General features: G+C 38.6%; 14 protein-coding genes and 1 other annotated feature. Of the genes, 9 read left to right on the top strand and 5 right to left on the bottom strand.

The genetic code is table 11. The features are described from left to right. The first annotated feature begins 50 nt into the window (after positions 1–50). A protein-coding gene (locus tag L650_RS0123435) for an IS3 family transposase (RefSeq protein ID WP_223230517.1) occupies positions 51–1,270 on the top strand; the annotation gives its coding sequence in 2 pieces (ribosomal slippage) (positions 51–339 and positions 339–1,270; 1,221 coding nt in all). Beyond that, positions 329–445, top strand: a sequence feature (AL1L pseudoknot). It overlaps the preceding gene by 117 nt. Before the next feature lie 296 nt (positions 1,271–1,566). Here L650_RS0123435 and L650_RS0123430 read toward each other — a convergent pair. Together L650_RS0123430 and L650_RS0123425 are read right to left on the bottom strand one after the other, a co-directional pair. Beyond that, positions 1,567–2,964, bottom strand: a complete 1,398-nt coding sequence (locus L650_RS0123430) for a heavy metal sensor histidine kinase (RefSeq protein WP_029774587.1) — start codon at positions 2,962–2,964, stop codon at positions 1,567–1,569. Further along, positions 2,954–3,640 (bottom strand): heavy metal response regulator transcription factor, encoded by a 687-nt coding sequence (locus L650_RS0123425; RefSeq protein WP_024032688.1) that lies wholly within the window; start codon positions 3,638–3,640, stop codon positions 2,954–2,956. Before L650_RS0123425 ends, L650_RS0123430 begins: the two co-directional genes overlap by 11 nt. 166 nt (positions 3,641–3,806) lie before the next feature. Between L650_RS0123425 and L650_RS0123420 the strand changes: the two genes are divergently transcribed. The 8 genes from L650_RS0123420 to L650_RS0123385 all read left to right on the top strand — a co-directional run bounded on the left by L650_RS0123420 (position 3,807) and on the right by L650_RS0123385 (position 10,296). Continuing rightward, a complete protein-coding gene (locus L650_RS0123420; RefSeq protein WP_029774586.1) occupies positions 3,807–5,630 on the top strand; it encodes a copper resistance system multicopper oxidase in 1,824 nt (607 codons plus the stop codon). Continuing rightward, positions 5,627–6,490 (top strand): copper resistance protein B, encoded by an 864-nt coding sequence (locus L650_RS0123415; RefSeq protein ID WP_010554095.1) that lies wholly within the window; start codon positions 5,627–5,629, stop codon positions 6,488–6,490. The genes L650_RS0123420 and L650_RS0123415 overlap by 4 nt, the downstream gene beginning before the upstream one ends. Positions 6,491–6,512: 22 nt before the next feature. Beyond that, positions 6,513–6,920 carry a copper resistance protein CopC gene (locus L650_RS0123410; protein WP_008109924.1) on the top strand — a complete coding sequence of 136 codons (408 nt, stop codon included), beginning with the start codon at positions 6,513–6,515 and terminating at the stop codon, positions 6,918–6,920. Positions 6,921–6,931: 11 nt separating this feature from the next. Further along, positions 6,932–7,840, top strand: coding sequence for a copper resistance D family protein (locus tag L650_RS0123405; protein WP_029774585.1), 909 nt, complete (start codon positions 6,932–6,934; stop codon positions 7,838–7,840). A 23-nt stretch (positions 7,841–7,863) separates the two neighbouring features. After that, the gene (locus L650_RS0123400; RefSeq protein ID WP_029774584.1) at positions 7,864–8,352 is read left to right on the top strand and encodes a YybH family protein; all 489 of its coding nucleotides are present in this window, start codon (positions 7,864–7,866) and stop codon (positions 8,350–8,352) included. 10 nt (positions 8,353–8,362) lie between these two features. After that, entirely contained in the window at positions 8,363–8,881 is a 519-nt protein-coding gene (locus tag L650_RS0123395) for a DUF411 domain-containing protein (RefSeq protein WP_024032684.1), read from the top strand. A gap of 140 nt (positions 8,882–9,021) precedes the next feature. Further along, entirely contained in the window at positions 9,022–9,531 is a 510-nt protein-coding gene (locus L650_RS0123390; RefSeq protein ID WP_024032683.1) for a DUF305 domain-containing protein, read from the top strand. 33 nt (positions 9,532–9,564) lie between these two features. Further along, positions 9,565–10,296, top strand: coding sequence for a MauE/DoxX family redox-associated membrane protein (locus L650_RS0123385; protein ID WP_024032682.1), 732 nt, complete (start codon positions 9,565–9,567; stop codon positions 10,294–10,296). 241 nt (positions 10,297–10,537) lie between these two features. Here the strand turns inward: L650_RS0123385 and L650_RS0123380 are convergent, their stop codons facing one another. The 3 genes from L650_RS0123380 to L650_RS0123370 form a co-directional block, all read right to left on the bottom strand. Beyond that, positions 10,538–11,242, bottom strand: a complete 705-nt coding sequence (locus L650_RS0123380; RefSeq protein ID WP_085065568.1) for a hypothetical protein — start codon at positions 11,240–11,242, stop codon at positions 10,538–10,540. 633 nt (positions 11,243–11,875) lie between these two features. Next, a complete protein-coding gene (locus L650_RS0123375; RefSeq protein ID WP_223230624.1) occupies positions 11,876–12,292 on the bottom strand; it encodes a MerC family mercury resistance protein in 417 nt (138 codons plus the stop codon). 102 nt (positions 12,293–12,394) lie between these two features. Continuing rightward, positions 12,395–12,772 carry a MerR family transcriptional regulator gene (locus tag L650_RS0123370; RefSeq protein ID WP_029773922.1) on the bottom strand — a complete coding sequence of 126 codons (378 nt, stop codon included), beginning with the start codon at positions 12,770–12,772 and terminating at the stop codon, positions 12,395–12,397. Positions 12,773–12,815 lie beyond the last annotated feature (43 nt).

Here is a 12,815-nt window from a genome sequence, read left to right as displayed (position 1 = left end):
TGAATCGCCCCGTGTTTGCCAGAGACTCAATAACTTGAGAAACTGGAACTATGAAAAAATCAAATCGCTATACATCAGAATTTCGTGAACGTGCAATTAGGCTTGTTACCACACAACAGCATGAATACCCTTCTCTTTGGGCTGCGCTAGTATCGATTTCAGATAAACTGGGATGTACCCCAGAAACACTTAGAGCATGGGTCAAGAAATCTCAAGCTCAACCGTCTAAACCCTCTTCTAATACGCAATCAACTGAAGAACGCCTTGCCGTCTTAGAGCGCGAGAATAAAGAGCTCAAGCGAACGAATGATATCCTGAGGCAAGCTGCCGCTTTTTTCGCCCAAGCGGAGCTCGACCGCAAACAGAAGTAATAGTGGATTTTATTGATGCTTGCAGAGAGCATTACGGTGTCGAGTCAATTTGCAAGGAATTGCCGATTGCACCATCAACGTATTATTCTCATAAACAGATACAAAGAGAGCCTGAGCGACTGTCTAACCGCAAAAAGCGTGATGCTGAGCTGATAATACTCATTCGCGAAGTGTGGGAGGATAATATGTCAGTTTATGGTGCAAGAAAAATATGGAAGCAGCTACAGCTTGACGACCATCAAGTCGCCCGCTGTACAGTCGAACGATTGATGCGAGTTATGGGAATTCAAGGTGTTCGTCGGGGTAAAGCACATAAGACAACGATACCTGACGAGCAACAAGATAAGCCACTTGATTTAGTTAATCGTCAATTTACTGCTGAGCAGCCAAATCAACTTTGGGTAGCTGACATCACCTATGTTGCCACATGGAGTGGGTTTGTTTATGTCGCTTTCGTGATAGATGTTTTTTCACGATACATTGTAGGTTGGCGTGTATCAACGACAATGCACACAGAGCTTATTCTTGATGCGTTAGAGCAAGCTATTTGGCATCGTGGCAACCCCGAAGGGTTAATTCACCACAGCGACAGAGGCAGCCAATATTTGTCTATACGATACACTGAGCGACTTGCTGAAGCTGGAATTCAAGCGTCTGTAGGCAGTGTGGGTGACTCTTATGACAATGCATTGGCTGAAACAATAAATGGATTATTTAAAACAGAGATTATTCGCAGAAATGGCCCGTGGAAGAATGTTGATGCTGTTGAATACGCAACGTTAGAGTGGGTCAATTGGTTTAATAATCAACGCTTATTATCTTCAATTGGGTATATTTCACCAGCTCAATATGAAACAGACTACTATGATAATTTAAACGAGTCAGGTAAAGTGGCCTGACTTAAACAAACTGGTCTCCGATGAACTCGGGGCGATTCACTCCGCTTTTCGCTCAAATAAGACCCCGAAAAATGGCTCATATAGCTATCTAGGCCAACGCTTTCAAAAACAGAAGTATATTTCCGATAACTACCTTTGAATTCCTATAAACGGAAGTTTGCTTCCGAAATATAGCAATATTGGGTTAGAAACCGGAAGTTTACTTCCGTTTTGTACTTTAAGTTTATAAACCGGTGTTTAATGAAAGCTGGGAAGTCTAGAGGTACAAGCAAACATTGGGTTATTAAATTTAATAATTAGCTTTTAGCTAAATTTAGAAAAACTTTAAAGCTGGTAGTTTGATTATTTGAACTGACCTCTATATTTCCACCGTTTGCTTGCGCTAGAGCTTTAACTATTGCAAGCCCTAAACCAGCTCCATCGCTGTGTCGTTGGCGCGATTTATCGGGTCGATAAAAGCGGTCAAATAAATAAGGTAAATGCTCAGAAGGTATTCTCTCCCCAGTATTAATCACTGAAATACATATTTTATCAGCGGTAAATATTTCACTATTTACTGTGATTGATGAGCCTTTTGGGGCATACCTTATTGCATTGGATAGGAGGTTTGATAATAATTGGCGAAAGTGTAATTTGTCACAATAAAAACAAAGGTTTTGACCTTTTTTCTTAAATGTAATCAATGAGTCTTCAGCCAAAGCATCAAAGTACTCAAATAATGCTTCAATTTCATCATGGCTTTTTAGAGTATTTTGAACGGGTTTAACCAGTCCATTCTGAGTTTTTGCAAGCCAAAGCATATCACTAACCATCTTAGTTAGTCGTTCCAGCTCTTCTAGATTAGAAAACAATAATTCTTGATACTCTAACAACTGTCTTTTTTTAGATAAACCAACCTGTGTTTGAGTGATTATATTTGTTAGTGGAGTACGTAACTCATGCGCAATATCACTAGAGAAATTTGATAAACGAATAAATTCACCTTGGAGCCTGTCGAGCATCGAGTTAAACGACTGCACCATATTAACAAGCTCAATAGGCACTTTATTTTCATCAAGCCTTACATCCATCTTATTAGTTTGGATGTCATGCATTTTCTGACTCAAACCTCGTAAAGGGTTCAATCCTTGATGTATAGCAAACCAAGCCACCAATAAAATGAGTACCGCAGAGCCAAACATAATAGCCCAAAGACTTTGTTGAAATTGATTGAGAAAGTGTAAATGAAAGCTCATGTCTATCGCTGTAGTAATTTTGTATTGCTGTTGCCCAGTACTTAAATTACTCACCAGAGCTCGGTAGGTGTGGGTATCATTTTGCCATGAGGTAATGTTGTTACGGTTAAAGCCAGCTGAAGCATTAGCACTCATTACAAAATCACTAAAATCTCGTTCAGAACTTTGAAAAATGAGCTCTCCTTTTGCGGTATTTACCTGATAGTAAACACCGTGATGACCCGCTACAGCGTTAGATAATTCATTTTTAAGTTTCAGGTTTGATTTATACTGTTGTCTTAAAACTAATTCAATAGATTGATTAATAACATGCAGTTCACTACTATCTTGCTGGAAAAAATGATGTTTTATCGAACTATTTATTAAGGTGGCAACTAAAGTTAAGCACGCAATAACGGTTACAGCCACAAACAACACAACACGCATCGTAAGTGATAAAGGCCGTGACTTAATAGTCATCAGTTTCAACCTCTAATTTATAGCCCATACCACGAACCGTATGAATTAATTTAACAGTAAAGTCATCATCAACTTTTGCTCTTAGCCTACGAATGGCAACATCAATCACATTGGTGTCGCTATCAAAATTCATATCCCATACTTGAGAAGCAATTAACGAACGTGGCAGTACTTCACCTTCGCGCCGTAACAATAGTTCAAGTAAGCTAAACTCTTTATTACTCAATAAAATACGCTTGCCTGCACGTTGTATTTTTCGCTTTGGAATATCCATTTCTAAATCAGCAACTATCAGTATATCGTCAACTGTTTGTACTACACCACGGCGAATAAGAGTGCGTACTCTTGCTAAAACTTCAGCAAAAGCAAAAGGCTTTATTAAATAGTCATCAGCACCAAGTTCGAGCCCCTTTACTCTATCGTCTATACTATCGCGAGCAGATAAAAATAGTACTGGGGTTTTGTTATCTGCTTCACGTAGCGACTGTAAAATTTTCCAACCGGATACGTCAGGTAACATGACATCAAGTATTATTACATCAAATAAGTCGGTCATTGCTAGGTGATGACCGTCAAGTCCATTGCGCGCCAAAGAAACCTGAAAACCAGCTTCACTTAGTCCCTGTTTTAAATAATCTCCTGTCTTTGATTCATCTTCAACAACTAATAAGCGCATACAATTCCTTCATTAAAGTCCTAACAACTACCTCTGCAAATATTATGCAGTATCTGTCACTACAGCAACATGACACCAACATTACAACTTTGTAATGTTCGCGTCATGTTTAAGACAGGTCTATTTTCTATACTCAATACATATTCTGGTATGAAGGAGTAAGGAAATGGGGTTTAAAAAGTCATCACAACAGGTTAGCACACCACGAAGACGATTTGTTCAAGGCTTAATTGCAGGAGGTGTACTTGCTGCTTTTCCGAGTGTATTACATGCTGCATCATCTTTAGTAGCAGGAACAATAACAGGCACTGTGCCCGAACTTAGCGGCAAAGTAATTGATCTGGTTATAGATGAATCGCCGGTTAACTTTACTGGCGTAGTACGTATGGCGACAACTATCAATGGCTCTATACCCGCCCCTACCTTGCGCCTCAAAGAAGGCGATGACGTTACTATTAGAGTAACAAATAAGTTATCAGTACCGAGTTCAATTCATTGGCATGGCATTATTTTACCGTATCAAATGGATGGCGTACCTGGTATCAGTTTTAAAGGCATTATGCCTGGCGAAACCTTTGTTTATAAATTTAAATTACAACAAAGCGGTACATATTGGTATCACTCACATAGTGGCTTTCAAGAAATGACTGGCATGTACGGTGCATTAATTATTGAACCGCGAGAAAAAGATATTATTAGTGCAGATAACGAGCATGTTATTCAATTATCTGATTGGACTGATGATGACCCAATGGCGCTGTTCCGCAAATTAAAAATACAGAGTGATGTATTTAACTTCAATCAGCCCACTGTTCCAGAATTTTTTGATGACGTTTCAAATAGCGGTGTTTCGAATGCTTTGCAACGCCGCAAAATGTGGAATCAAATGAGAATGAATCCTACAGATTTAGCTGACTTATCTGCATCAGCAATGACCTTTTTAATGAACGGTAGTACGCCAATGTCAAATTGGCGAGGAATGTTTAAAGTTGGAGAAAAAGTAAGACTTAGGTTTATTAATGGCTCAAGCAATACTTTTTTTGACGTTCGTATTCCAGAACTAAAACTAACAGTTGTACAAGCTGATGGGCAAAACGTTGAACCAGTGACAGTTGATGAATTTAGATTCGGCCCTGGTGAGACCTACGACGTAATTGTTGAGCCTAAAAATGATGCCTATACGATTTTTGCTCAAAGTATGGATCGCTCTGGTTACGCAAAAGGAACTTTATCAAGCTCGCCTAATATTGATGCGCCAGTACCTGCACTTGACCCTGTTGAATGGTTAACGATGACCGATATGATGGGCAATATGACCCACGGCAGTGAGCATTCTGCAATGGCAGGTATGGCTGGCATGTCAGGTATGAACTCTAAAGAAATGGATCATAGCGCTATGGATCACGGTGCAATGGCGATGGATCATAGCAAACATGGTATGTCTGAAAACCCATTGGCAGTTGCCAGCCCTAAAGTGCGTCATGCAAAAACGGAGTATGGAGCTTCAGTTGATATGCGCGTTGATATGCCGAGAACAAATCTTGATGATCCTGGTATTGGTTTACGTAAAAATGGTCGTCGTGTTTTAACACTTGCAGATTTACACTCACTTGAAGGGATCACTAACCAGCAAGAGCCAGAAGCTGAAATTGAGCTGCATTTAACCGGAAATATGGAACGTTATAGCTGGTCATTTGATGGCTTAGAATTTGGTAAAAGCACGCCAGTGCATATGAAGCATAACCAACGTTTAAGAGTTATTTTACAAAACGATACCATGATGACGCACCCTATGCATTTGCATGGTATGTGGAGTGATTTAGAAAACGAGCAAGGTGATGTGCAAGTGCGACGTCATACGATACCTGTTCAACCCGCACAAAGAATCAGCTTTTTAACCACCCCTCACGATGTAGGTCGCTGGGCTTGGCATTGCCATTTATTATTCCATATGGATGCCGGCATGTTTAGAGAGGTAGTCGTATCATGAAACAATTAAAACTATCTAAATCATTAGGTTTATTAATGTTAACAGGGGCTTCATTAATTAGTTTCCCTTTATTAGCGCAAAGTGAAATGGCACAAATGAATAGCGCTAAGATGCAACCACAAGGAGGAAGTGCACCTAAAGATGCAAGAGACCCCCATGCTTACTCTGCGGGAACAACTTTAACAGAAGGCCCATATGCGCTTGAGGGCAATGAGCGATTAACACTCGCTGATGAGCATCCATTTTACGCATTACTAGGCGATCGTCTTGAATATAACGAGCAAGCAAACGCAGGTGTATTTGACTTACAAGCATGGTACGGCACTACCTTTGATCGATTGGTAATTAAAACCGAGGGTGATTTCAGCGAAGGAAGTATTGAAGAAAACCAAACCGATATTTTATGGGGTCACGCCGTATCAGCATATTGGGATACTCAAGCAGGTGTTCGTCTTGATTACAATAAAGAAGGTGAAAATCGGCAATGGTTAGCTTTTGGCTTACAAGGTTTAGCCCCTTATTGGTTTGAACTTGATATGACAGCATACGTAGGTGAGCGAGGCAATACCGCATTTACGTTAGAGGCAGAGTACGAACTATTACTCACGCAAAAGCTAATTATACAACCGCGAGCCGAAATTACACTTTATGGCAAAAACGATAAACAAAACGAACTTGGAAGTGGCCTATCAAGCAGCGCGATTGGCTTTAGGGTTCGTTATGAATTTACACGCCAGTTTGCGCCCTATATTGGCGTTGAATGGAGCAATAAATTTGGCAATACAGCCGACTATGCCACATCAAGTGGACAAAGTAGCAACAACACCGCATTTGTTGCGGGTATTAAATTTTGGTTTTAATCATTTTAAATAAGAGGTAATTATGAAGTTTTTTAATTCTGCAGTAGCCATTTTAGGTTTAGTGCTTACATTTTCCGCATCAGCGCATATATCACTCAAGCAATCAACACCTGCGCAAGAAGCCATGTTAATGAAAAGCCCAGAGCAACTTTCGTTAACTTTTGGTGGTGAAGTAAGGCTAGCAAAAGTCATCATCAAAGATGAAAAAAATAAATCAATAAACTTTGATTTCAAACCCAGCGCCACCCCAAGCACAGACTTTAATTGGTCATTACCGAGCCTAGCCCAAGGCACTTACACGGTTAAATGGACAGCACTGGGTGGTGATGGACATAAAATGACCGACACGTTTAGATTTATGGTACACAAAAGTGAATCGCATAAGATGATGCAAGAACAATCTAATACCCACAGCAAACATAATCATTAAGTAGCAACATAATGCAATTAAGTGAATGGTCAGTACTCTTACTATTATTAAAACTAGCAAGCTATATAGCAATTGCAGGGCTTGCGGGCACTTTATTAATGCGCTTTATGTGTGGCAACAGCAATGTTGCAGGGCATCACTTAACTAGCTTTTATCAGTTCTTAAAACGTTGGCAAATTACGTGTGTAGTTACAGGTAGTATTGCTGCACTTTTACAAGTACCAATAGAAGCTGGAGCAATGGCTGAATCAGGCTTTATGGGAATGTTTGACCCCTTTATGCTTGAAATTATTTGGCAATCAGTCATAGGTGACCAAGCAACGTTTAGAATACCAGCGCTTATTATTGCTCTAATTAGCGCATGTATGTGGAGTGTGGAATCAGATGATAACGTAGCAGGTTATAAAAACGGTGCCGTTATACTAATCATGCTTGGGTTTATCGCTTATAGCTTCACTTTTACTGGGCACAGTGCAAATGAAAATGGGTTAGTGAAAAGTATTTTAACCTTTCACCTTATTGCCATTGCGAGCTGGTTAGGGTCATTGTGGCCGCTTTACAAAAGCTGCACTTTACTACCTACCAGTGAAGTAAAGCGGTTAATGCATTACTTTGGTCAACTCGCTATTGTTATTGTATTTGTACTACTTATTTCGGGCTTAACTCTGCTCCTGCAGTACCTAGAGTCACTTTCTGCATTGTTTACATCAAATTATGGGCAACTAATTTTATTAAAGCTGTTACTCGTCAGCGCGATGCTGTTACTAGGTGCATGGCATAAGCTTTTTTTAGTCCCGCAAATCACTCAACAACACCATATAAGTATATTAAAACGCTCGATCACTGTTGAAATATTAATTGCCCTATTTGTACTTATTACAACAAGTGTATTTACAACACTTGTTGGTCCGCCTATTTAACGATTAATAAAAAAGGAAAATGTATGTTAATTAAATCCTTTAATTTAAAAATTTTATTGCTACTAATTTTTAGCACTGTTAGTTCTTTTACTGTTAGTGCACATGACGATGAAAAATATTCAAAAAAAGGCAAGGCCTTTGTCAATGTTGATAGCGAGGCTGCAAAAACAGTCAGCCTATTTCATGCATCTCTAAAACAAGGCAATCGCGAAGCTGCACGTAAATTACTGGCCGACGATGTCATCATTTTTGAAGGCGGAAGTGTTGAGCGTTCTGCAGATGAATACGCGAAACATCATATGATAGCGGATATGAAATTCTTAAGTGCTGTTAATAGTGAACAACTAGAGCATCAAGTTTACACAAATGGAGACATAGCTTACTCAATTTCAAGAAGTAAAACTCAAGGAAAGTACAAAGGAAAAGATATTAAGTCTATGGGAATGGAATCAATCACATTAAAAAACACCGATACAGGTTGGAAAATCACTCATATTCATTGGTCAAATTAAGGAGTTAACAATGCGAGTAATCTACATTACCTCAGCGTTATTTTTATCATTAACTATGTCATTTTCGGCGATAAGTATCGAAAAACAACATAAAGCATTAATAACTTATGAGAATTCAGAAAAACCTAAAATTGAGCTTACCGTTTATAAAAGTAAAAATTGTGGATGTTGTAATAAGTGGATTGCTCATTTGAGCGAAAACAATATTCAAACAAAAGCAATTAACGTCAATGACATGGGGACGATTAAATCTCAGTATCAAATAAAATCAAATATGCGGTCATGCCATACAGCCGTTTCAGCCGATGGATTTGTATTTGAAGGTCATGTTCCCGCCAAACATATAAAACAGTTTTTAGCTGAACAACATCCTGAAAAGACGATAGGGCTCTCTGTTCCCGCTATGCCTGCTGGTACGCCAGGTATGGAAATGGGCGATCGCTTTTATAAATATAATATTGAAATGCTTACGCACGATTTACAGCAAAATACTTATAAGCATATTAGCAAATACGCTGAGCAGTTTTAACACTTATGGCACAACTCTTGATGTAATATTAAACATTGATTCAATGATTAAATATATAGTGGGTTTACGCCTAATAACCTGTAAGAATTACCCATTGGTATAAATGATATACAAAGTAAATGATAGAAAGGAGCCATCTAATGTCGCAGTATTTAAAGTTTTTCTTAATGATAGCCACATCAACATTAGTCATGTTTGTACTGATGTATTTGAATACTTATCAGCTAAGTCATGTTTTTTTTAGTGAAACTCGCACTTATATGGCGCTTTATATGGGAGCCATGATGGCAGTGATAATGCTACTTTTCATGCTCAATATGTATAAAGATAAAAAGAAAAATATAACAGTACTCATTGCTAGTGTTACCGTATTTGCGGGAAGTTTATTTTTAGTTCGATCACAAGCGACTGTTGATGATAGCTCATGGATGTCGGCGATGATCCCACATCATTCAATTGCAATACTCACCAGTGAAAGGGCAAAAATCAAAGATAAGCGAGTCCAAGAGCTTGCAACAAATATTATTGAGGCACAGCGTCGTGAGATTAAAGAAATGCAGTGGTTACTAAAGGATATAGAGAAAAATGGCCTAGCAGAAACTCAGGAGCAAGCACAATCTAGGACCGTACCGGATTTTAATGCTAAGTAAAATTTTATACCAATACATAAAAGGGAGCTAAACATGAGTAAATCAGCCCAACTTTTTAGAATGGCCACAGATGAGCATATTTGTCCGTTTGGTTTAAAATCAAAAGACCTACTAGAGCGAGAGGGATATACAGTTGATGATCAGCTATTAACTTCTCGAGAGCAAACAGATGAATTTAAAAAACAACACAGTGTAGAAACTACACCTCAAACATTTATTGATAATAAACGTATAGGTGGCTATGACGACTTACTCGATTACTTTGATAAGCCAAAAGCTGGGCAAGAAGGTACAACTTACACGCCCGTGATTGCGATTTTTTCGGTTAGTTTTTTGCTTAGTGTGGCATTTAGTTTTGCAGCGAATAATAGCTTATTATCAATGCAAACCGCTGAACTGTTTGTAGCCCTAACAATGGCAGTGTTAGCAATACAAAAGCTTCAAGACTTATTTAGCTTTACTAATTCATTTATAACCTATGACTTAGTCGCTATGAAAGTAGTCAGGTACGCCTATGTTTACCCATTTCTAGAAGCATTTGTTGGCATTGGAATGATAGCCGGATTACCAGCCTATATTATTGCCCCTATTTCATTGTTCATAGGTGGGGTTGGTGCTGTTTCAGTGATAAAAGCAGTCTATATAGATAAACGAGAGTTAAAATGTGCGTGTGTAGGCGGTGACAGTAACGTACCACTAGGGTTTATCTCCCTAACAGAAAACCTGTTTATGATCGCTGCCGGTATTTGGATGTTTGTTAAGTAAACAACAGCTTTAATTTAAAAACATGATGATGTACTAGTGTGATTACCAAGGGATTATGTCGCTCTAATTACCGAGCGACTTTGTCGTAAATAGCATATCAGCTGTACTAGCTCATATCAGATCTCACAGTTTAAGTGAATAAGTTTAGACTTCATCAGGCAGACTGCTATGAGCGAGAAGCAGACGTCCATACAAACTCGTTTTTGGACAAAAACGTTTTAGAGTATTTATTTGGTAATTCCTAATCAGCCGACGTGTCAGCGGTCGGCTGCATTTTCTTGTAAGCTTTATAGTGCAATACTCTAGTGTTTACACCTAAATATTCATAAGCCGCAGCAGCCTTCATTACCAAATCTTCGTCTCTACACAGAAAAAAATGACAAAATGAAGCAACACCTGCATGCGTCATATCACTAAAGGATGCCCGAAATCTTCTATCTTTTTTCATTTTTGAATCACGATAGTAACCGAGAAAATTTAACTGGTGATAGACTGCGTTGACTTTCTCTTGAATAGTTCTTTCTCTATCCGAATCTGCTTCAAAGCTACGAGGTTTCACTCCAAAAATTGTTTCTATACCAATTCCTGAGAATTCTTCAATGCCTGATAAAATCTGCCATATTTTTTCCACCACGTTTGGCGGTTTTACATTTTTTAATATAACTGGCCCAATTCCCGTTTTGGCCTCGAACTCTGAAACTGGGGATTCGCCTCCTTCATCAAGTTCCTCTGCTACTCTCGAAGATTGACTGCTCATCAACGCAGGCAAATCTGCAATAAGCTTTTTGATACTTTCTATATGTATGGTTTCATCTAGCGCAATTTCGTCAATTCCCTCTAAAGCTTCCATCATGTACTTTTGTAAATCAACAGAACCTTGCTGAAAGATTTCTCCAAAAGACTTATCTGATTGTCCCCCGTAAAATTTCATGAGCATCTCAGACATGCCAAAATCGCCACTACAGCTTTCCGATTGATTTGCTAAAAAGCGCTTATAGGTATCACTTGCTAGATGTAGTGGCTCGCGAACATAACCCCTCTGACTTGATTACATCGTACATTTTGGACTCACATTAAGTGAGAATATGACCGGTGCCTGACTCACTTTAATTGACAATGAACTCACGCTAATCGAGAACGGGCTTGCAAACATAATCAGTCGGCTCACTTTATTTAAGAATAACGACAGTTCATAAAAATGGACGTTAAAAGATACCGTTCGTTAGTTTATGCATATAAAGCAGCCTGCGCCATTACTTATTTAAGCGTCAAAACTTAAAGCGTGAAAGCTTAGGTATGTATCGGTTAGTGTCAGACTTATATTTTAGAAAATCATCGCCATGCACTTTCTTCAAATAAGGCTCTTCAATTTGTCGAACAATCACTTCAATGCAAAAACGAGTTGGACTTCCGAGCTTTCATTAGATACCTACTTATAATCTTAAAGTACAAAACGGAAGTAAACTTCCGGTTTCTAACCCAATATTGCTATATTTCGGAAGCAAACTTCCGTTTATAGGAATTCAAAGGTAGTTATCGGAAATATACTTCTGTTTTTTGAAAGCGTTAACCTAGATAGCTATATGAGCCATTTTTTGGGTCTTATTTGAGCGAAAAGCAGATATTGACCGTTAATCGTTTCAACGACGGCAATTAGCCATACGTTGCATGTTTGCTCCCTTACTGGTTTTACGATATCCAAAACCGACATAACGACCATTAAGCAAATACCAAAGTAAAATAGGTATGTGCTCCAATCATATAGCCAAAGAGGATAAAGCGTTAATAGCACTGCTACAGGCCCTAGAATGCTGAAGACAGCTCTGGTATGGTTTTTATTTTTGTGCCAGTTGTATAAGTTTACCAATAGTTCCAAAGATGCAAAAATAGGTAAAAGCGTATTTACAGCTATTCCTTCGAAGTGAGAGAAGAAGCCTAGTCCTAATGCCGATGCAAGTGACCTTAATGCAGGGAAGCAGGCCGTGCCGCTAGCCAAACGCCACTAGAGCCTACTCTGCCTAATATTTTATTTATCATTTGAAAGTCTATTGGTTGATATTACCATCATTCTAAACTCCGTATATAAGTACGGAGTCAATCATTTTAATGAATCAATTATGGGGCAATGTGTTGGATCTTCGTTTTGCATACAGGTATTTGTCATATCCACAATTACTTTCTCTAAACGTTGAAGGTCATTAATTTTGTCTCGAATGATTGCTAACTTTTGTCGGCTTAATAGCTCAACTTGAGCGCAGTTGCTGTCCATAGACATTAGCGATTTTATTTCTCTTAACGTAAAGCCGAGCGCTTTGGCTTTTGTGATAAACCTAAGTTGTCCTGCTATTGATTCGTCATATTGTCTATAACCAGATATTGGTTTTTCAGGTTGTGTAATCAGTCCTTCTCGTTCATAAAAACGAATGGTTTCTACATTTAAATTTAATGATTGTGCTAATTTGCCAATGGTTTTCATTATTGCCTTTGTGAATACTACTAATCTAAAGTTATATTTAGTT

Origin of the sequence: Pseudoalteromonas sp. TB51 (assembly GCF_000498055.1) — a bacterium.
GTDB lineage: Bacteria > Pseudomonadota > Gammaproteobacteria > Enterobacterales > Alteromonadaceae > Pseudoalteromonas > Pseudoalteromonas atlantica.
This window is presented reverse-complemented; position numbering and strand designations above follow the sequence as displayed.